Genomic DNA, 20,068 nt, shown 5'->3' on the forward strand with positions numbered 1-20,068 from the left:
CAAAAACAGAAGCTAAAGATGAAAAGTGTGACAAAGGCTACGTCGTACAGCCGCTACGTGTATAATAAGCCCGTATACGCCTCCTCTTTTGGCACACCAGGACGTAAACAGACTCATGGCTCAAGGCACGCTTTATATTATTTCCGCCCCCAGCGGCGCGGGTAAATCCAGTCTTATTCAGGCTTTTTTAAAGACACAACCGCTTTACGATTCACAAGTTTCGGTCTCGCATACCACGCGTGGTCCACGCCCCGGCGAAGTGCACGGCGAGCATTACTTCTTCGTTAATCATGATGAGTTCAGAAACATGATTGCTGAAGATGCTTTTCTTGAGCATGCGGAAGTGTTTGGCAATTATTACGGGACTTCGCGTTCTACTATTGAGCAAGTGCTGGCGACTGGCGTGGATATCTTTCTGGATATCGACTGGCAAGGCGCTCAGCAAATCCGTAAAAAAATGCCGCAAGCGCGCAGCATTTTTATTCTGCCTCCGTCAAAAGAAGAGTTAGATCGACGTTTGCGCGGCCGCGGTCAGGATAGCGAAGAGGTTATTGCGAAACGTATGGCGCAGGCGGTCGCGGAAATGAGCCATTACGCTGAATATGATTATCTTATTGTGAATGATGATTTCGATATGGCGCTGGCCGATCTGAAAACCATCCTTCGCGCCGAACGTTTGCGTATGAGCCGCCAAAAGCAGCGACATGACGCTTTAATCACCAAACTATTGGCAGACTGAAGCCACTTTCAGTATCATGCCCAGTCATTTCTTCATCTGTGGAGCATTTTTAGTATGGCACGCGTAACTGTTCAGGACGCTGTAGAGAAAATTGGTAACCGTTTTGATCTGGTGCTGGTCGCCGCTCGTCGCGCTCGTCAGATGCAGGTAGGCGGCAAAGATCCGCTGGTACCGGAAGAAAACGATAAAACTACCGTTATCGCGCTGCGCGAAATTGAAGAAGGTCTGATTAATAACCAGATCCTCGACGTACGCGAGCGCCAGGAGCAGCAGGAGCAGGAAGCCGCAGAACTGCAGGCCGTCACCGCGATTGCTGAAGGTCGTCGTTAATAACTCTGCGGGTAGCCCTTGTATCTGTTTGAAAGCCTGAATCAGCTGATTCAACAATACCTGCCGCAGGACCAGATTAAGCGCCTGCAGCAGGCTTATCTCGTTGCACGTGACGCTCACGAGGGTCAGGCACGTTCAAGCGGTGAACCCTACATCACGCATCCGGTAGCGGTGGCATGCATTCTGGCCGAGATGAAACTCGACTATGAAACGCTCATGGCCGCGCTACTGCATGACGTGATTGAAGATACGCCCGCCACCTATCAGGACATGGAGCAGCTGTTCGGCAAAAGCGTAGCTGAACTGGTAGAGGGCGTCTCTAAGCTCGATAAGCTTAAATTCCGCGATAAGAAAGAGGCGCAGGCCGAAAACTTTCGCAAGATGATTATGGCGATGGTGCAGGATATCCGCGTCATTCTCATCAAACTTGCCGACCGCACGCATAACATGCGCACGCTGGGCTCTTTACGCCCCGATAAGCGTCGTCGTATCGCCCGTGAAACCCTTGAAATTTACAGTCCGCTGGCTCACCGTCTCGGTATTCATCACCTGAAGACAGAGCTGGAAGAGCTCGGTTTTGAAGCGCTTTACCCCAACCGCTATCGCGTCATTAAAGAGGTCGTGAAAGCAGCGCGCGGCAACCGCAAAGAGATGATTCAGAAAATCCTCTCTGAAATTGAAGGGCGTTTACAGGAAGCGGGGATCCCATGCCGCGTTAGCGGTCGTGAAAAGCACCTCTATTCCATCTACTGCAAGATGGTGCTCAAAGAACAGCGTTTCCACTCCATCATGGATATTTACGCGTTTCGCGTTATCGTCAGGGATGTGGATACCTGTTATCGCGTGCTTGGCCAGATGCACAGCCTTTATAAGCCGCGTCCGGGGCGCATGAAAGATTACATTGCCATCCCGAAAGCGAACGGCTACCAGTCCCTGCATACTTCCATGATTGGTCCGCACGGCGTGCCGGTGGAAGTGCAAATCCGCACGGAAGATATGGATCAGATGGCGGAAATGGGTGTCGCGGCGCACTGGGCTTATAAAGAGCGCAACGAAAGCAGCACGACGGCGCAAATCCGCGCGCAGCGCTGGATGCAAAGCCTGCTGGAGCTACAGCAGAGCGCAGGCAGCTCCTTTGAATTTATCGAAAGCGTTAAATCCGATCTCTTCCCGGATGAAATTTACGTTTTCACCCCGGAAGGCCGTATCGTCGAACTGCCCGCCGGCGCGACGCCTGTTGATTTCGCCTACGCGGTACATACCGATATCGGCCATGCCTGCGTCGGTGCGCGCGTTGACCGTCAGCCTTATCCGCTTTCCCAATCGCTCTCCAGCGGGCAGACGGTGGAAATTATCACCGCGCCGGGCGCCCGGCCTAATGCAGCCTGGCTGAACTTTGTCGTGAGTTCAAAAGCGCGCGCCAAAATCCGCCAGATGCTGAAAAACCTCAAGCGCGACGATTCGGTAAGCCTGGGACGTCGCCTGCTTAACCATGCGCTTGGCGGCAGCCGCAAGCTTGCCGAAATTCCGCAAGAGAACATTCAGCGCGAGCTGGAGCGCATGAAGCTCGCCACGCTTGATGATTTGCTGGCGGAAATTGGCCTTGGCAACGCCATGAGCGTGGTAGTGGCGAAAAACCTTCTGCAAGGCGAGGCCTCTGCATCCGGGCCGCAAAGCAGTTCCACAAGCCACAGCCATCTGCCGATTAAAGGCGCAGACGGCGTACTTATCACCTTTGCGAAATGCTGCCGTCCTATCCCTGGCGACCCGATTGTCGCCCACGTCAGCCCCGGCAAAGGGCTGGTGATCCACCATGAATCCTGCCGAAACATTCGCGGTTACCAGAAAGAGCCGGAAAAATTCATGGCGGTTGAGTGGGATAAAGAGACCGAGCAGGAATTTATCACCGAAATTAAGGTGGATATGTTTAACCACCAGGGCGCGCTGGCAAATCTGACAGCGGCGATTAACACGGCTGGCAGCAATATCCAGAGCCTGAACACCGAAGAGAAAGATGGTCGCGTTTATAGCGCATTCATTCGCCTGACCGCGCGCGACCGCATCCATCTGGCAAATATTATGCGTAAAATCCGCGTGATGCCGGATGTGATCAAAGTTAACCGCAACAGAAACTAGCGTTATGAATCCACAGCGTTACGCGCGAATCCGTGAAATGCTTGCCCGCCGTCAGCCAGACCTGACGGTTTGCATGGAGCAGGTGCATAAACCTCATAACGTCTCGGCGATTATCCGCACGGCAGATGCAGTTGGCGTACACGAAGTGCATGCCGTCTGGCCCGGCAACCGCATGCGTACAATGGCTTCCTCAGCGGCTGGCAGCAATAGCTGGGTGGAAGTAAAAACGCACCGCACTATTGGCGATGCGGTCAGCCTGCTCAAAGCGCAAGGCATGCAGGTTCTCGCCACCCATCTTTCTGATAAAGCAGTCGATTTTCGCGAAATTGACTATACCCGCCCGACCTGCATTCTGATGGGTCAGGAAAAAACCGGCATCACGCAGGAAGCGCTGGCCCTGGCCGACCGGGACATCATCATTCCGATGATCGGCATGGTGCAATCGCTCAACGTTTCCGTCGCGTCCGCATTGATTCTCTACGAGGCGCAGCGCCAGCGGCAAAATGCCGGCATGTACGAGCGGGAAAACAGCACGCTTTCCCTGGCTGAGCAGCAGCGCCTGCTTTTTGAAGGCGGTTATCCGGTGCTGGCGAGAGTGGCGAAGCGTAAAGGCTTGCCCTACCCCTCTGTGGATCAGAATGGCGAAATTGAAGCCGATGCGGGCTGGTGGGCAACAATGCAGGCTGCGGAGTAAATCATGAAAGGCCGCCTGCTGGATGCGGTTCCGCTCAGCTCGCTTACCGGCGTAGGGGCCAGCCAGAGCGCCAGGCTGGCGAAACTTGGCCTGCATACCGTTCAGGATCTGCTCTTCCATTTCCCGCTCCGTTACGAAGACCGCACTCAACTTTCCACCATTAGCGACCTGCTGCCTGGCGTTTATGCCACGGTAGAAGCCGAAGTGCTGAACTGTAACGTTGTCTTTGGCCGTAAACGCATGATGGTGTGCCAGCTTAGCGACGGCACCGGCGTATTGACGCTGCGTTTTTTCAACTTCAACCCCGGTATGAAAAATAACCTGGCGCACGGGCGCAGGGTACTGGCCTACGGCGAGGTAAAACGCGGGCAGTTTGGCGCGGAGATGATACACCCTGAATACCGTGTGCAGGGGGATCTGGAAACCACTGAATTGCAGGAAACGCTGACGCCGGTTTATCCCACAACCGAAGGCGTTCGCCAGGCCACGCTTCGCAAGCTGACAGACCAGGCGCTGGAAGTGCTGGAAACCTGCCCGGTGGCCGAACTGCTGCCTGCCGAACTGTCGCAAGGCTTAATGAGCCTGCCAGAAGCCATCCGCACGCTGCACCGCCCGCCGCCTTCGCTACAGCTGGCCGATCTCGAAAGCGGCAAGCATCCGGCGCAGCGGCGCTTAATTTTAGAAGAACTGCTGGCGCATAACCTGAGCATGCTGGCGCTGCGGGCGGGCGCGCAACGCTATCGTGCCTTGCCGCTTGATGCCAAAGAAACCTTAAAGGCTCAATTCCTTCGCGCGCTGCCGTTTAAGCCCACCGCGGCCCAGGCGCGCGTAACGGCGGAAATAGAACATGACATGGCGCTGGATATTCCCATGATGCGCCTGGTGCAGGGAGACGTCGGCTCCGGTAAAACGCTGGTGGCCGCTCTTGCCGCATTACGCGCTATCGCGCATGGCCAGCAGGTGGCGATGATGGCGCCCACCGAGCTTCTCGCCGAACAACATGCCAATAATTTCCGCGCCTGGTTTGAACCGCTTGGCATTCAGGTTGGCTGGCTTGCCGGTAAGCAGAAAGGGAAGGCGCGCCAGGCGCAGCAGGAGGCCATCGCCAGCGGTCAGGTCGCGATGGTCGTCGGCACGCACGCTATTTTCCAGGAGCACGTGCAGTTTAAAAACCTCGCGCTGGTCATTATTGATGAGCAGCATCGTTTTGGCGTGCATCAGCGCCTCGCGCTGTGGGAAAAAGGTCAGCAGCAGGGCTTTCACCCGCATCAGCTTATTATGACCGCGACGCCTATCCCGCGAACGCTGGCGATGACGGCATACGCGGATCTCGATACCTCGGTGATAGACGAACTGCCGCCCGGCCGTACGCCAGTGACAACCGTCGCCATCCCCGATACGCGCCGCGGCGATATTATCGACCGGGTGCGGCACGCCTGCACTCAAGAAGGCCGCCAGGCTTACTGGGTCTGTACGCTGATTGAAGAGTCGGAACTGCTTGAGGCTCAGGCTGCCGAGGCGACGTGGGAAGAGCTGAAAGCAGCGTTGCCGGAACTCAAGGTAGCACTGGTGCATGGCCGCATGAAACCCGCAGAAAAACAGGCAGTCATGCAGGCGTTTAAGCAGGGCGAAACGCATTTGCTGGTAGCAACAACGGTGATAGAGGTGGGAGTTGATGTGCCTAACGCCAGCCTGATGATCATTGAAAACCCGGAGCGGCTGGGCCTTGCGCAGCTTCATCAGCTTCGTGGCCGCGTAGGCCGCGGCGCTGTCGCCTCGCATTGCGTTTTACTCTACAAATCTCCTCTCTCTAAAACAGCGCAACTACGCTTGCAGGTGCTTCGCGACAGTAATGATGGCTTTGTGATTGCGCAAAAAGATCTGGAAATCCGCGGCCCGGGCGAGCTGTTGGGCACGCGCCAGACCGGCAACGCCGAATTCAAAGTAGCCGATCTGCTGCGCGACCAGGCACTGATCCCCGAAGTACAGCGCGTTGCGCGCCACATTCACGAGCGTTATCCAGCCCAGGCAGCCGCTCTGATTGAACGCTGGATGCCGGAAACAGAACGCTATTCCAATGCGTAAGCAAAAACTTACAATTTTTTATAAGTCAAAATAGTATTCGCGCCATCAATCGTTTGTAACTCATCACTTCTTATAAAATCCAAATAACAAATATTACTAACGCGCATTATTTCTTTTAAAAATACCAGCCCACCTTCCAGCGCTAATAACCGGGCGCTATTCCTAATAATTTTAAAAATATATTCGGCTATTCATAGCACAAGTATAAACCATGTTAATTAATAGCATTTCATAGGGCATTTTTCCCTCTCACGCCCTATTTGATAAGGTATTCGTGCATCGTTATGATCCATTTCCGCCAGGTTTTTAAGATTGTAGAAAAAAACTCACTGGCGAAATGGCATTAATGGCAGGAAAAAAGTTTAAAGGGACATCTGAAATGAAAAAACGAGTCTTAGCTATTGCGCTGTGCGGCTTATTTATAGCCAATGCGGCGCAGGCAGTAGATGTAACAAGGTCGTTAACAATAGTAGGGAAAGTAACGAAAAAGCTTCGCAGCGCCAATGCGGATTGCTCGGTTGAGCTGGAACATAGTCAGCTGGATTTAGGCAGACACTATCTTCCATCGTTACCGCTTCAGTCCGTCACGGTACCTAAATCAAATATTCTGTATCCAAATTCAGCTCGTCTGGTTGGAAGTTGCACTAACGCTTCAGGCGGCGCGATGGCGATTAAATTCATGGGTACAGCGGATTCAAACTTCGGCAACGCCTTTGTTAACGCATCAACCAGCAATACCGCTGCAAAAGGTGTTGGCGTACAGGTTTATAGCACCAACCGCACTATCATTAAACCTAATGTTGATACCGTACCGGCGTTAAATCAGAAATATCCATTTTATGTCGCCATGATCCAGTTAAGAGGCGCAGCAGCCCCTACGGCCGGGTCAGTACAAACGTCTATAACGGTTCAGGTAGAACGCCTCTAATCTTAATTCTTATTAACAAACCTGGTTTATTAATAAGTTATTAGCGGCCCCACACCAGGTGTAATGACATTAACGAGCATTTTATTTTTGTGGAATTTGCAATGAAAAAACTATTCCTGACGGTAATGATGAGTGCGGCTTTTTGGTCAGGAATGTCCAATGCAGCACTGATGCTTAGCGCAGATCGCCTTGTTTATAATGAAAAAGAGGGTGATGCCTCTGTTACCGTTCGCAGTGATGAAGATCGCGCCTATTTAGTGCAGTCCTGGCTTGACGCGGGCGACAGCGCTGTGAAAAAAGATTTGCCGTTTGTTGTTACACCTCCGCTTTTTCGCCTTGCGCCTAAAAGCGATAACGTCATCCGCGTCGTTTATTTAGGTAAAGGATTGCCCACCGACAGAGAAAGTCTTTTTTGGCTGGATGTGAAGGGCGTGCCGGGCCTGAATGATGAAGAAACCAAAATCGAAAGCCGCATGGTGCTGGCTATCAATAACCGCATTAAATTTTTCTTTCGTCCCGCAGGCTTAGAGGGCACGCCGGATGAGGCGGTCAAAAAATTACACTGGATACGCTCCGGTAATAACGTGACGGCGAAAAACGATACTCCCTTTAACCTGGTACTGAACAAGATTGTTATTGATAAAGAATCGGTACCTGTTTCCGTGGTCACGAATAATACCGTCATTCCAGCGTTTGGCTCAAAAACCTACACGCTGAAGCATAAGCCTGCGAGCGGCTCCGCCGTGGAATGGGATGCGGTTAATGACGCTGGCGCAACCTCTGAGCCTTTATCACAGCCTCTCGAGTAAATAACAGGGCAGTATGCGCGACACAAGGATTACGTGGCTCGCTTCATTTGTCGCGTCGGTACTCTTTTCTCGTACGGCGGTAGCGGGAGAATATTTTGACCCTGGATTGCTTCAGTCAGTAAACGGTAACGCGACGATTAGCGATACCACACTGTTGAGCCAGGGTTATCAGCCACCGGGCACCTATATGGTGCACATTGACGTCAATGGCGCCGAGACGATGACCAGTAACGTTCGGTTTGAACTGGATAAAGAGAAACGGCTGGTGCCGTGCCTCTCTTTTAGTAACTATCAAAAGCTGGGAGTGGATATGAGCAAAGTAAACTCAAAAGCTGAAGATAACGAGCTAAAAAAAGCCTGCGCGCCGATGGAAGAGCAGGTCCCGGGCACAAAAACCAGTTTTGATTTTTCCAAACTCAACCTGAGCGTCAATATTCCCCAGACGGTGCTGCGCGATGAAACCTTAACAGGCGTTCCGCAAGAAGAGTGGGATGATGGGCTGCCCGCGCTCTTCAACACCTATCAGCTTTCCGGCCAGCAATATATCAAGCGCAGCGGAAATGTAACCGATTCCCTTTACGCCAACCTGAGGAATGGGCTGAACCTTGGCCGCTGGCGCTATCGCAATAACGCGACGTTGAACAAGGACAGCGGCTGGCAGAACATCACCAACTATGTCGAAACGGCTATCCGTGCGCTAAAAAGCGAGCTGTCGGTGGGCGACGCCAGTACCTCTGGCAACGTTTTTGATGCGCTGCTGATCCGCGGCGTACAGCTCAATTCCGATGATGACATGATTCCGGATCAGCTCACCGGTTTTGCGCCTGTTATTCGCGGCATTGCTAAAAGTAATGCCCGGGTAAGGGTGCGCAGCAACGGTTACACGATTTACGAACGCTCCGTGCCGCCAGGCCCATTCGTGATTAGCGATCTGTCTTCGGTTTCGAGCGGCGGCAAGCTGGATGTGGTGATAACGGAAGCGGATGGTTCAGAAACGCATAATACGGTGAGCTACTCCAGCGTGCCGCAGTTGCTGCGCACCTGGCAGTTAAAATACACGCTGGCGGCTGGTCGTTATATTTCTACCGCCGATGGACTGGAAAAAGAGCCCAACCTGCTTCAGGCCGCACTCTCATGGGGTTTGCCGTTAAATACCACTGTCTACGGCGGCAGCCAGTATCACGAGATGTTTAAAGCGTTTAGCGTTGGCGTCGGGCTGGATATGCTGCGTCTTGGCGGCGTGGCGCTTGATATTACGCGCAGCAAATACCGGCACGACACTACGGCTGAACAAACAGGCGACATGGTGCGTTTGACCTACCGTAATACGATTGCGGAAACAGATACGCAGATCCAGCTCGATAACCACTATTACTTTCGTAATTACCAGTCGTTCAGCGACTGGGCGGACACCACCACGCTTGACAACCTTAACCGTAAACGCCGGGAATATAACCTGACGATTAACCAACCGGTAACGGACGGGCACAGCTTCTATACCACGCTTAACCGGACAGAAAACAACGATAATACGGTTTCACGCATGTGGCAGTTTGGCTGGAATGGCGCGTGGAAAACCGTCAGCTTTTCGCTTGCTTACAGCATGACGCGCAATGAAAGCGCGCCGCAATGGGATAAGCAGCTGTCGATAACGCTGTCGGTGCCTTTTAACGAAGCTTTCCCGCGGGTGCAGCCCATGGTCACCTATACCGGCACTTCTGGACTTAAGGGCGATCTTTCAAACCAGTTGGGCGTCAACGGCCGGGTTGGCGACAATGACAATCTAAGCTGGAACGGCAACCTGTCTTATCTTTCCCAACCCGATCAAAGCGACACGACGTCCTCTTCGCTGGGAATTAACTATCGCGGGCGGTACGGCGATATGGATGCTACCTGGAATGCCGATCGCAACCAGTACGTTTCATGGAGCGCGTCCGGCAGCCTTTTGGCCCATCGTCACGGCATCACCGCCGGAAAATATTTTAACAACGGCGCCGCGCTGGTGGCGATCCCTGGTCATAAGGATGTACCGCTGAATAACGGACAGAACATTATGACCGACGCTAACGGTTATACCATCGTGCCGGATATACGGCCTTACCATCGCAACCCATTGAGCATTGATATGCGTAGAGCCAGCAAGGCGCTGGATTTCGCCAGCACTTCTACGCATGTTGTGCCGACAAAAGACGCCATCGTGCTTGCGCAGTTTAAAGCGATATCCGGCCGTAAAGCGGTGGCGACCTTAAATTACCATGGCAAAACGCTGCCTTTTGGCGCCCGGGCCAAAATCGACGATAGCGATGCCGTTTATTACGTCGGCGATGGCGGGCAAGTGTATCTGAACGCCGCGCCAGATAAGGGCGTATTGCATGTTAAATGGGGAGACAATGAAACGTGTTCCGCTCCCTTTACGTTACCGCAAAAAGAGCAGGAAAAATTGCCGGTAGCTATTATCACACTTGAGTGTCAGTAAAAATGAAAAAGAACTCTCGCCTGTTGCAGACAATCCTGCCTGGAATCGCCTTAATGGGCGCAGCCTTTTATGCCATGGCGGATGGCTGCCAGAAAACAGCACGTTCAGAGCCGCTTAACCTGACAGTGCCATTAACCGTAAAGCTGCCGGATAATACCGGCCAGGCACCCACGGGCACGGTGCTTTTTAAAAAAGAGGCCTCGCTGGCGCAACTGACGGGCATTCATGAAACGGTTAGCGAAGCGTGTCTGGAGGCAATAAGAAAAACGCTAACCGGCCGTATTTCCACATCGCAGCGGGGGCAGAATATTTACGCCACTGAAATACCTGGATTAGGTATACGTATTACCGTTATCTATGATAAACCGGGCGCGGCACATCAGGAGTGGGTTTTACCTTTTAGCGAGACACTAAATAACATTACACATCAACCCGTCTCCACGGAAGATATAAGTTTCAGAATCGAAGTAATTAAAACAGGAGATTTCACGCAGAGCAGCACGGCTACTTTCAGCGCGCCGTCTCTGGTTTCTTTTAATGATAATTCGCTGGTCGTTAATCTGGCTTTAACGGTACTGGCCGCGCAGGCCCATTGCGCTATCCAGATGATAACGCCGCAGGTTACTCTGCCGCCTGTTGAAGACAGCGCATTAATGCGCCAGGCGACGCAACCCGCTTATCCGGTAGGCGTAAACCTTCAATGTATGAATACCCGAAAGGCCAGCATTAATATTGAAGGAATTAATAATGCCAATTTCCCGTCAGTTTTTTCAAATGTACAGACAGGAAATGCAGCACAAAATGTAGGAATAGAGATGTTATATAACGGTAGTGTACTAATGCCGCATAATCCGCTGGAAATTACACTGCCTTCACAGCAAAATACATTTCCTCTACCGCTGGCGGTACGTTATGCAGCAACAGGAAAAGAAATTAAAGCGGGCAAAGTAAAATCGCAAATTACGCTACGAATAACTTATCTTTAGAAGTGGAAACATAAAAAAATATGGAAGCATAATCACGCCATTTATCTGGCAGAGTGTGCTTCACCTATTTTATTTCAAGGAATATTTAAAGGATTATATTATGAAAAAGACACTTTTAGGGCTTGTTGTTTCCTCACTGTTTGCTGTTGGCACTGCACAGGCGACTGATGTCGCTGCAACTCTGAGCGTGGTTGGTCAGGTTAACACCGCTTCCTCTTCCTGCTTCGTTAGCCTTGATAACAGCGCAATTAACTTAACGGCAGACCTTGTTGAACTGAAACCGCAGGATCAGGCTACCGTTCCGGCAAAAATCGTAGCAGTAAGCGTGTTCGGTAACGGCAACGGCTGTGAAACCTTAGCTTCACAGGGCAAAATTGCTTATAAACTGAAAGGCACCGCAGACGCTGCTGCCGGCACCGCAATGGCCAATACCGGCACCGCGACCGGCGTAGGTATCGGTCTGTATAAAGAAGACGGCACCGTGCTGAAAATTAACCAGGATTCTCTGGTTTCAAACAGCCTGGAAACCAAACTGGGTGTTGGCCTGGTTAAACTGACTGGCCAGCAGGCGAATAGCGGTACGGTTCACGGTTCTCTGACCATTGAAATCGAACGTCTGTAATTATTCAGCTTATATAACTGAATAAACAAAAGGCCATCCTGAAAAGGATGGCCTTTTTACTTCTATGGGCATAAAAGGAGAAAAGGCTTTATTAGTCGTATCAATAATAAACGTTAATTATTCAAGCAGCCTGTATGCAATCGTTTGCTTTTACCAGACAGTCCGATAAAATGTGCGCTTTTCCGCCTGGGGATAGCCGTTGATGTCCGTTAATACCGTTGAATCTGAAAATGCGCAACCGGTTGCTAAGACGCAGAACAGTGAACTGATTTATCGCCTTGAAGACCGCCCGCCGCTGCCGCAAACCCTGTTTGCCGCCTGTCAGCATCTGCTGGCGATGTTCGTTGCGGTGATTACGCCGGCCCTGTTAATTTGCCAGGCGTTAGGGCTGCCAGCGCAGGATACCCAGCACATCATCAGCATGTCGCTGTTCGCTTCCGGCGTGGCGTCGATTATCCAGATCAAAGCCTGGGGGCCGGTAGGGTCCGGGTTGCTGTCAATTCAGGGCACCAGCTTTAACTTTGTATCGCCGCTGATCATGGGCGGCCTGGCGCTGAAAAACGGCGGCGCGGATCTCCCCACAATGATGGCGGCGCTGTTCGGCACGCTGATGCTGGCAAGCTGCACCGAAATGCTGCTCTCCCGCGTGCTGCACCTGGCGCGCCGCATCATTACGCCGCTGGTTTCCGGCGTGGTGGTGATGATTATTGGCCTGTCGCTGATTCAGGTAGGCCTGACGTCGATTGGCGGCGGCTATGCGGCGATGAACGACCATACCTTCGGCGCGCCGAAAAACCTGCTGCTGGCGGGCGCCGTGCTGGCGGTGATTATTCTGCTTAATCGCCAGCGCAACCCGTACCTGCGCGTCGCGTCGCTGGTCATCGCCATGGCGGTAGGCTACCTGCTGGCGTGGGGCATGGATATGCTGCCTCAGAGCACCGCGGCGGCCAATTCATCGCTGATTATGGTGCCCACGCCGCTTTATTATGGTCTTGGCATCGACTGGAGCCTGCTGGTGCCGCTGATGCTGGTGTTTATGGTGACCTCGCTGGAAACCATCGGCGATATTACCGCCACCTCCGACGTCTCTGAACAACCCGTTTCCGGCCCGCTTTATATGAAGCGCCTGAAAGGCGGCGTGCTGGCGAACGGCCTGAACTCCTGCGTCTCCGCCATTTTTAATACCTTCCCGAACTCCTGCTTCGGGCAGAACAACGGCGTGATCCAGCTGACCGGCGTCGCCAGCCGTTACGTAGGTTTTGTCGTGGCGCTGATGTTAATTGTTCTGGGCCTGTTCCCGGCGGTAAGCGGCTTCGTGCAGCATATCCCTGAACCGGTGCTCGGCGGCGCGACCATCGTGATGTTCGGCACTATCGCCGCGTCCGGCGTGCGCATTGTCTCCCGCGAGCCGCTCAACCGCCGCGCCATTATGATTATCGCGCTGTCGCTGGCGGTGGGCCTTGGCGTCTCTCAGCAGCCGCTTATCCTGCAATTTGCGCCGGACTGGGTGAAGAACCTGCTCTCTTCCGGCATCGCCGCAGGCGGCATTACCGCTATTGTGCTGAACCTGGTTTTCCCGCCCGAAAAAGCGTAATACTTTCCGATGGCGGCGCCCTGCCGCCATCGCTGTTACCCTCTTTGACAATCCCTTCCTTGAGCTATTTTTCTGAATGGGGCATAACTCCATCATCGGAACTTCACAGGATGGAAAACAATGAAATTTCTTGGAAAGCTCATCCTTACGTTGCTGATAGCCGTTCTGCTTGTTCTGCTGGCGTTTTATATCCTGCTGCAAACGCGCTGGGGCGCGGGGTGGATAACAAGCTGGGTTAACGGCCACAGTGATTACCACATCACTTTCGATGAAATGGATCACCGTTTCTCATCGCCCTCGCATCTGGTGCTGAAAAATGTCACTTTCGGCCGTAACGGCCAGCCCGCTACGCTGGTGGCGCAGAAAGTGGATATCGGACTCAGCAGCCGCCAGCTCACCGAGCCTTCTCACGTTGACACCATCCTGCTGCAAAAGGGCACGCTGAACTTTTCGCCTTCTACCGCGCCTCTGCCCTTTCGCGCCGATCGTTTGCAGCTTAGCGATATGGCCTTTAACAGCCCGAATACCGACTGGGATCTCAGCGCACAGCGCGTAAACGGCGGCATCAGCCCCTGGCTGCCGCAGGCCGGTAAAATCCTCGGCACTCAGGCAAACATCCAGTTAAGCGCAGGTTCCATGACGCTGAACGGCGTCCCATTAAGCAACGTGTTGATTCAGGGAGCGATTGATAAAGATCAGGTGACGCTCTCCACTATCGGCGCTGATGTCGCGCGCGGCGCGCTGACCGGCACCGCCCGGCGTAACGCCGACGGTAGCTGGGTGGTGGAAAGCCTGCGCATCAGCGACGTTCGCCTGCAAAGCGATAAAAGCCTGAGCGACTTTTTTAAACCCCTGACCACGGTGCCTTCGCTGGCGCTGGGCCGTCTTGAAATCACCGATGCGAGGCTGGAAGGTCCGGGCTGGGCGGCGACGGATCTCGATGTTAGCGTGCGCAACCTGACGATAGCCAAAGGCGACTGGCAGAGCGACGACGGCAGGCTCTCCATGAACGCCAGCGAGTTTATCTCCGGCTCGCTGCATTTCTTCGACCCGATTGTGAATGCCGATTTCTCTTCTCAGGGCATTGCCCTGCGCCAGTTCACGACACGCTGGGAAGGCGGCATGGCGCGCGCTTCCGGCAACTGGCTGCGCGACGGGCGTCGGCTGGAGCTGGACGAGGTAGCGCTGGCGGGGCTGGAATATACCCTGCCGGCGGACTGGAAAAAGCAGTGGCAGCAGAAGCTCCCGGACTGGCTTAACGCCATCACGGTGAAAAGGCTCGCCGCCAGCCGCAACCTGATAATCGATATCGATCCGGTTTTCCCGTTCCAGCTTACGGCGCTGGACGGCTACGGCAACAATTTGCAGCTCGCGCGCAACAGCCAGTGGGGGATCTGGGGCGGCAACGCGACGCTTAACGCCGCGGCGGGAACCTTTAACCGCATCGATGTGCGTCGGCCTTCCATTACGCTTACCGCGAATGCATCCACCATTAACGTTACCGAACTGAGCGCGTTTGCCGGGCTAGGCATGCTGGAAGCGACGGCGGCTATTTCGCAGTTACCGCAGCGGCAGGTTACGCTCAGCCTGAACGGACGCGCCGTGCCGGTGAATGTGTTGCGCAACTGGGGATGGGCGCAGGTGCCGCTACAGGGAGACGGCAATCTGCAACTGACCGCCAGCGGCAGCCTGGCGGCTGACGCGCCGCTGCGGCCAAGCGTGAATGGCCAGTTGCAGGTAACAGGCGCTGGCGGGCAGCAAGTCCAGCAAGTGATGCAGGGCGGCGTGGTGCCGGGCGCATAATCTGCCTTGCTTTATCCTGCCCCCAAACGCTAAGGGGGCAGAGCAGCCAGAAGCGAGAGAGTGAATGGATACGCTTTCCGGGGCGGCTACTCTTCCTCGTTGCCGCCCTCTTCCAGCGGCCCGAAGGGCTTAGCGGGCAACACGATATAAATACCTTCAAAAACCGCGCCTGGCGTGTCGTCGCCAAACAACTCAACCTGAAGCTGCACCCGTGCTTTGCGCCCGCGCGCGAGGCGGTCGAGGTCGCCGCTCAGGGAGCCTAAGTCAGCAATCGCGCCAGGCTTTCCGGTGATCGGGGTGCTGTAACGGATATGCGCATCGGCGAGAATAATCGTCCCGCCGAGGTGGCGCTCGCGCAACATTAACCAGATAAGCCCCCAGCCAGTCAGCGTGGCCAGGGAAAAGAGGCTGCCCGCAAACAAGGTATGGTGAGGATTCTGATTACCCGCTTCCGGCATGGTGGTGATAAATTTCTGCCCGGTATACTGAAGAATGCGCACGCCCATTTTTTCGCTGAGCGGAATATGCTGGTACCAGGCCTGCTGAAGCTGAGCGCACCAGTCGGCGCGATGCAGGATGTCATCCAGCGTCGCCACCGGTTTTATCATCAGAAAGTGGCGCAACGGCGTGGTTTGCGGCGTGGTTATCTCCCCCTGGTTGACGAACCCCAGCTTGGCGAAAAACTCCACCGCGTCTTCGCGCGCGCTGCACACCACGCGCTTTACCCCTTCCTGTCGGGCGACCGACTCCAGCGTCATCGCCACCAGCGTGCCAAGCCCTTTATCCTGAACGGAAGGGTGCACCGCCATAAAGCGGATAGAAGCTTCATTGTCAGCGTTGATATATAGCCTGCCGATGGCGACCAGGTTGCCCTCTTCGTCCATCACCATCTGGTGATGCGCCAGCGCGTCGTAAGCGTCGCGCTCGGAGCCTTTTGGCTGATGCAAAGGCTTGCGCAGCATCTCCCAACGAAACTGGTAGTAGCGCTCAAGTTCTTCTTCAGTCTGCGGTACGCGAAGGTGATACATAGCTGTACTCTCTCTGGTTACCCGCGGCCATGCGGCAATCTGGCTCATACCTGCAACCAGAAGGTTACCGGCCCGTCATTGATCAAAGATACCTGCATGTCGGCGGCGAAGCGCCCGGTCTGGGTGGTAACGCCCTGTTCCCGGCAGCGGCCGACAAAGTATTCATACAGCGTCTCGGCGTCCTGCGGCGCGGCGCCGCGCGAAAAGCTCGGGCGCATGCCGCGTTCGGTATCCGCCGCCAGCGTGAACTGCGAGACAACCAGCACGCTGCCGCCGGCTTGCTGCACGTTAAGGTTCATTTTGCCCGCGTCATCGCTGAAAATTCGATAGCCCAGCACGCGTTCGCACAGGCGGTTAGCCTTGTGTTCGTCGTCTTCTTTTTCGACACCTAACAGCACCAAAAGTCCCGGGCCAATTTCGCCCGTCACTTCGCCTGCCACGCGGACGCTGGCCTGCGTGACCCGTTGAATTAATGCAATCATGGTTTCTCAGCTTCTTCTCTGGCAGCTTCTTTTAATTTCCGGTAATCGCCGAGAGTGACAGTTATTTCCGCGCCAAGCAAGACGATGCACCAGGTCCAGTAAACCCAGACAAACAGAATGGGGATAACCGCCAGCACGCCGTAAATCAGCTGATAAGAAGGGAACATGGTGATGTAAAGGGCGAAGCCTTTTTTTCCCAGCTCAAACAGCAACGCCGCCACCAGCGAACCGATAAGCGCGTCTTTACCCGGCACGCGGGTGGTGGGAACAATGCTGTAAAGCAGCCAGAAAGAGAGCCAGGAGAGAAGCAGCGGAAAAATACGCAGCACATCGTCAATCATACTGTCGATGCCGCTGACCCAGCGCAGTGAAAGCACCCAGGCGCTGATAGCCAGACTTGCCCCGGCCAGCAAAGGCCCAAGCGTTAAAATCATCCAGTAGACCGCGAAAGAGTAGATTTTCGGCCGCGTGCGCTGGCTTCGCCAGATGGTATTTAGCGCGCTGTCGATGGCGTACATCAGAAGCAAAGAGGTGACAATTAGCCCGATGGCGCCTACCGCCGTCATCTTGTTGGAGTTTGCGACGAACTGCTCAATATAACGCTGAATAATGTCGCCAGTTGCGGGCATAAAATTGGCGAATACGAAATGGCGCAATTGCATGCTGACGTCTGAAAACATGGGAAACGCCGCAAACAGCGCGAAAATAACGGCCACCAGAGGCACCAGCGACAGAAGCGATACGTAAGCCAGATTACCGGCAAGCGTCGTCATATTATCCTGGTCGATACGGTGCCAGAGCAGCTTCAGCCAGGCCACGATGGGCCTGGTGTGATGTCGGGCTTTATGATGAACGGTTTTTAACATAACAGCTTCGCAAAGTAGTCCGGCACGGTTTGTTTGCCTGTCACCAGAATGCTGGTGATGCCGGCCTGTTGGGCTCCTTTAATATTATCGGCGTTATCGTCAAAAAATACCGCTTCACTGGCGGCAAAGCCTTCCTGTTCGAGCACCTGCTGATAAATAGCGGGTTCTGGCTTACGCGCGCCCATCTCCTGGGAGAGATAAATGCGATCGGCGGCGGCGCGGATTTCCGGATATTGCTCCGGCCAGTACGTGGTATGCAGGCGGTTGGTATTGGAAAGCACGACCACGCGGTGCCCCTGCTCCCGCAGTTTATGCATGATGTCGATGACTTCCGGGCGCAGCGCAACAAAGACCGCCTGCCAGCCGGCAGAAAACTGTTCAAAACTCAGAGGCAGCGCCATTTCATCGCACAGTTTGCGGGCAAACGCTTCGTCGCTGATTTCGCCGCGTTCATGCTGGTGAAACGCCTCGCCCATGGTGAAACTTTTTTGCAGATTCGCCAGCGGCACGCGGCTGAAATCGCTCCAGGCGCCCAGCACGCGATTGAAATCAATATCGACAATGACATTACCTAAATCAAAGATATAGAGCATGTCGCTCTCCTGTCAGCCATGGAGAGGTAACTGTAGCGGGAATGAAGATGTTTGACTACGCGTGAGCGCATAGCTTGCAAAACAGAGCAGGAGAATCGCGATGTGGCTTAGGTGACCGGGCAGCGCCAGGCTCCCCGGTATAAGAAACTAATTTTTATCCTGATCGCCCGAGTCGGTGACATGCACGATCTCGACATGCCCCGATTTGAGCAGGCTGTGCAAAGCCGGGTCGGGAAGCTTATCCGTAAAGAGCGCGGTGGCCTGGGCGGCGTTACCGATTTCTACCGCCGCCGAAGCATGGTACTTCGTATGATCGGCGGCAAGCAGAATATGGCGAGAATGCGCCATCATGGTTTTCGCCACGCTTGCTTCATTCACATCAAACTCCAGCATTGCGCCATCGCTCTCAATAGCCCCCACGCTTGTTACCAAATAATCTGCGCGAAAACCGGAAACGAACGTCGTTGCGGCAGGACCGATAATGCCGCCGTTATGGGGGCGCAGCGTGCCGCCCGGCACCATCACCTCAAAACGGGGGTTTTTAAACAGGATATGCGCCACCCGCAGGCTGTTGGTGATAATGCGAAGGTGGTTATGATTGAGCAAAGCCCGGGCCACATGTTCTACCGTGGTGCCGATAGTAATAAAAACGGTAGAGCCGTCGGGAATATAGTCCGCCACGGCTTCCGCAATGGCGCGTTTTTCTTCCGTCAGAGAGACTTCCCGCTGCTCAAAAGCTGTATTGATCACGCTGGAAGCGCGGCCCGCGCCGCCATGATGGCGGGTAATCAGGCCCTGCTCGCTAAGCTTACGAATATCCCGGCGCACCGTTTGCGTTGAAACATCCAGCAGCTGCGCCAGTTCGTCAATATTCATGTAACCGCGATCGGCAATCAGCGTGAGCAATTGATCGTGTCGCGGATTGCCGGTTAGTTCGGTAAGGCTCATAGGCCGTCCTCTGAAAACCATCACGCCCCGCATTTTATACAAAAAGTGACAGAAAAGAGCGGGTTTGATCACAATCAGGGATACCTTCGCGGCCGCCCGGACGGGTGCATTTTAGCGCCGCTACCGCGCTTGCGAAGCGAACCGCCTCAGAGGTGGGCGTCTGCTGCGCCAGGCTGACGGCCAGAGCGCCATGGAAAACATCGCCCGCGCCCGTGGTATCCACCACGTTGACAGCAAACCCAGGCTGATGACAAAGCGCGCCGTTTTCCAGCCAATAACACCCCTCGCTCCCCTGAGTGACATACACCAGACCGTTTGTGAGCGTTTTTGCGCTTTTGAGCGCTTCCAGGGGATCGTGGTTGGCGGTCAGGCGTCGCAGGCCGGGCGATGAAAACACCGCATGGTCGCTTAAGGCCACCAGTTCTGAAATATCCTGCGGCGTGGTGTCGCCGTCCAGCAAAGTGGTGACGCCATGGCGCCGGGCCAGAGTGAACGCCTGCTTTGCGCCATCGTGCCAGCGTACATCCGCCAGCACGATGTCCCATTGTGAAAAGTCTAACGCCTGTAACCAGTCGCCGCTGGCCGCAAGCTCAGGCCCCGGGTAATTGACAATAATTCGCTCGCCGCTGGCATCCACTAAAACGCCGGATTGCGACGAGCGCGCGCCCGCAAAGACTTTGGTGTAGCGGGTATTTACCCCCTGAGATTCAAGCTCGCCAAGCAGCCTTTTACCCGTATCGTCATCGCCAACCCGGCCGATGAAATCAACCTGTGCGCCCAGTTTCGCTGCCGCTACGGCTGCCGTCGCCGCCGGGCCGCCTCCCGTTTCCTGATAGTTATCAGCGACATACTTCCCTCCGTCATGAGGTAACGCATTGAGATACCAGATGCGATCTAAAACAGTGATGCCCACGCAAGCAATACGAGTCATAGAGATTCCTTCCGGCTT

At 54.4% G+C, this 20,068-nt stretch carries 18 protein-coding genes; 12 read left to right on the top strand and 6 right to left on the bottom strand.

Going from position 1 to position 20,068, the window contains the following annotated elements; all coding sequences use genetic code 11:
- Positions 1-115 precede the first annotated feature (115 nt).
- The 12 genes from gmk to DW56_RS20915 all read left to right on the top strand — a co-directional run bounded on the left by gmk (position 116) and on the right by DW56_RS20915 (position 15,202).
- Positions 116-739 carry a guanylate kinase gene (gene gmk / locus DW56_RS20860; protein ID WP_024551555.1) on the top strand — a complete coding sequence of 208 codons (624 nt, stop codon included), beginning with the start codon at positions 116-118 and terminating at the stop codon, positions 737-739.
- A gap of 54 nt (positions 740-793) precedes the next feature.
- Positions 794-1,069: a DNA-directed RNA polymerase subunit omega gene (gene rpoZ, locus DW56_RS20865; protein ID WP_000135058.1), complete on the top strand. Its 276-nt coding sequence runs from the start codon at positions 794-796 to the stop codon at positions 1,067-1,069.
- A gap of 18 nt (positions 1,070-1,087) precedes the next feature.
- A complete protein-coding gene (spoT, locus tag DW56_RS20870; protein ID WP_024551554.1) occupies positions 1,088-3,205 on the top strand; it encodes a bifunctional GTP diphosphokinase/guanosine-3',5'-bis pyrophosphate 3'-pyrophosphohydrolase in 2,118 nt (705 codons plus the stop codon).
- Between the two features lie 4 nt (positions 3,206-3,209).
- Positions 3,210-3,899 (top strand): tRNA (guanosine(18)-2'-O)-methyltransferase TrmH, encoded by a 690-nt coding sequence (trmH, locus tag DW56_RS20875; protein WP_024551553.1) that lies wholly within the window; start codon positions 3,210-3,212, stop codon positions 3,897-3,899.
- 3 nt (positions 3,900-3,902) lie between these two features.
- A complete protein-coding gene (recG, locus tag DW56_RS20880) occupies positions 3,903-5,984 on the top strand; it encodes an ATP-dependent DNA helicase RecG (RefSeq protein WP_024551552.1) in 2,082 nt (693 codons plus the stop codon).
- Positions 5,985-6,321: 337 nt separating this feature from the next.
- A complete protein-coding gene (locus DW56_RS22215) occupies positions 6,322-6,912 on the top strand; it encodes a fimbrial protein (protein WP_081711393.1) in 591 nt (196 codons plus the stop codon).
- Positions 6,913-7,013: 101 nt separating this feature from the next.
- Positions 7,014-7,721, top strand: a complete 708-nt coding sequence (locus DW56_RS20890; protein WP_024551550.1) for a fimbrial biogenesis chaperone — start codon at positions 7,014-7,016, stop codon at positions 7,719-7,721.
- Between the two features lie 13 nt (positions 7,722-7,734).
- Positions 7,735-10,197 (top strand): fimbria/pilus outer membrane usher protein, encoded by a 2,463-nt coding sequence (locus DW56_RS20895; protein ID WP_024551549.1) that lies wholly within the window; start codon positions 7,735-7,737, stop codon positions 10,195-10,197.
- A gap of 2 nt (positions 10,198-10,199) precedes the next feature.
- Positions 10,200-11,183, top strand: a complete 984-nt coding sequence (locus tag DW56_RS20900) for a fimbrial protein (protein WP_024551548.1) — start codon at positions 10,200-10,202, stop codon at positions 11,181-11,183.
- Positions 11,184-11,283: 100 nt separating this feature from the next.
- A complete protein-coding gene (locus DW56_RS20905) occupies positions 11,284-11,805 on the top strand; it encodes a fimbrial protein (RefSeq protein ID WP_024551547.1) in 522 nt (173 codons plus the stop codon).
- A 202-nt stretch (positions 11,806-12,007) separates the two neighbouring features.
- Complete coding sequence (locus DW56_RS20910; RefSeq protein WP_024551546.1) at positions 12,008-13,399, top strand: nucleobase:cation symporter-2 family protein; 1,392 nt, start codon at positions 12,008-12,010, stop codon at positions 13,397-13,399.
- 120 nt (positions 13,400-13,519) lie between these two features.
- Entirely contained in the window at positions 13,520-15,202 is a 1,683-nt protein-coding gene (locus DW56_RS20915; RefSeq protein WP_024551545.1) for an AsmA family protein, read from the top strand.
- A gap of 86 nt (positions 15,203-15,288) precedes the next feature.
- Here the strand turns inward: DW56_RS20915 and fabY are convergent, their stop codons facing one another.
- The 6 genes from fabY to DW56_RS20945 form a co-directional block, all read right to left on the bottom strand.
- Positions 15,289-16,230, bottom strand: a complete 942-nt coding sequence (fabY, locus tag DW56_RS20920) for a fatty acid biosynthesis protein FabY (protein ID WP_024551544.1) — start codon at positions 16,228-16,230, stop codon at positions 15,289-15,291.
- Between the two features lie 44 nt (positions 16,231-16,274).
- Positions 16,275-16,712, bottom strand: a complete 438-nt coding sequence (gene dtd, locus DW56_RS20925; protein ID WP_024551543.1) for a D-aminoacyl-tRNA deacylase — start codon at positions 16,710-16,712, stop codon at positions 16,275-16,277.
- On the bottom strand, positions 16,709-17,578 hold the full coding sequence (locus DW56_RS20930; protein ID WP_024551542.1) for a virulence factor BrkB family protein: 870 nt from the start codon (positions 17,576-17,578) through the stop codon (positions 16,709-16,711). The genes dtd and DW56_RS20930 overlap by 4 nt, the downstream gene beginning before the upstream one ends.
- Positions 17,572-18,171 (bottom strand): glucose-1-phosphatase, encoded by a 600-nt coding sequence (gene yihX, locus DW56_RS20935; RefSeq protein ID WP_024551541.1) that lies wholly within the window; start codon positions 18,169-18,171, stop codon positions 17,572-17,574. Before yihX ends, DW56_RS20930 begins: the two co-directional genes overlap by 7 nt.
- Positions 18,172-18,318: 147 nt before the next feature.
- Entirely contained in the window at positions 18,319-19,119 is an 801-nt protein-coding gene (locus tag DW56_RS20940) for a DeoR/GlpR family DNA-binding transcription regulator (protein WP_024551540.1), read from the bottom strand.
- A 34-nt stretch (positions 19,120-19,153) separates the two neighbouring features.
- Positions 19,154-20,050 carry a sugar kinase gene (locus DW56_RS20945; protein WP_024551539.1) on the bottom strand — a complete coding sequence of 299 codons (897 nt, stop codon included), beginning with the start codon at positions 20,048-20,050 and terminating at the stop codon, positions 19,154-19,156.
- Between the last annotated feature and the right edge of the window lie 18 nt (positions 20,051-20,068).

Origin of the sequence: Franconibacter helveticus LMG 23732, from assembly GCF_000463115.2 — a bacterium.
GTDB lineage: Bacteria > Pseudomonadota > Gammaproteobacteria > Enterobacterales > Enterobacteriaceae > Franconibacter > Franconibacter helveticus.

Bases quoted from the DNA above. Each gene is read 5' to 3' on its own strand.
- gmk (WP_024551555.1), top strand. From the start codon at position 116: ATGGCTCAAGGCACGCTTTATATTATTTCCGCCCCCAGCGGCGCGGGT.
- rpoZ (WP_000135058.1), top strand. From the start codon at position 794: ATGGCACGCGTAACTGTTCAGGACGCTGTAGAGAAAATTGGTAACCGT.
- trmH (WP_024551553.1), top strand. From the start codon at position 3,210: ATGAATCCACAGCGTTACGCGCGAATCCGTGAAATGCTTGCCCGCCGT.
- recG (WP_024551552.1), top strand. From the start codon at position 3,903: ATGAAAGGCCGCCTGCTGGATGCGGTTCCGCTCAGCTCGCTTACCGGC.
- DW56_RS22215 (WP_081711393.1), top strand. From the start codon at position 6,322: ATGGCATTAATGGCAGGAAAAAAGTTTAAAGGGACATCTGAAATGAAA.
- DW56_RS20890 (WP_024551550.1), top strand. From the start codon at position 7,014: ATGAAAAAACTATTCCTGACGGTAATGATGAGTGCGGCTTTTTGGTCA.
- DW56_RS20895 (WP_024551549.1), top strand. From the start codon at position 7,735: ATGCGCGACACAAGGATTACGTGGCTCGCTTCATTTGTCGCGTCGGTA.
- DW56_RS20900 (WP_024551548.1), top strand. From the start codon at position 10,200: ATGAAAAAGAACTCTCGCCTGTTGCAGACAATCCTGCCTGGAATCGCC.
- DW56_RS20905 (WP_024551547.1), top strand. From the start codon at position 11,284: ATGAAAAAGACACTTTTAGGGCTTGTTGTTTCCTCACTGTTTGCTGTT.
- DW56_RS20910 (WP_024551546.1), top strand. From the start codon at position 12,008: ATGTCCGTTAATACCGTTGAATCTGAAAATGCGCAACCGGTTGCTAAG.
- DW56_RS20915 (WP_024551545.1), top strand. From the start codon at position 13,520: ATGAAATTTCTTGGAAAGCTCATCCTTACGTTGCTGATAGCCGTTCTG.
- fabY (WP_024551544.1), bottom strand. From the start codon at position 16,230: ATGTATCACCTTCGCGTACCGCAGACTGAAGAAGAACTTGAGCGCTAC.
- dtd (WP_024551543.1), bottom strand. From the start codon at position 16,712: ATGATTGCATTAATTCAACGGGTCACGCAGGCCAGCGTCCGCGTGGCA.
- DW56_RS20930 (WP_024551542.1), bottom strand. From the start codon at position 17,578: ATGTTAAAAACCGTTCATCATAAAGCCCGACATCACACCAGGCCCATC.
- yihX (WP_024551541.1), bottom strand. From the start codon at position 18,171: ATGCTCTATATCTTTGATTTAGGTAATGTCATTGTCGATATTGATTTC.
- DW56_RS20940 (WP_024551540.1), bottom strand. From the start codon at position 19,119: ATGAGCCTTACCGAACTAACCGGCAATCCGCGACACGATCAATTGCTC.
- DW56_RS20945 (WP_024551539.1), bottom strand. From the start codon at position 20,050: ATGACTCGTATTGCTTGCGTGGGCATCACTGTTTTAGATCGCATCTGG.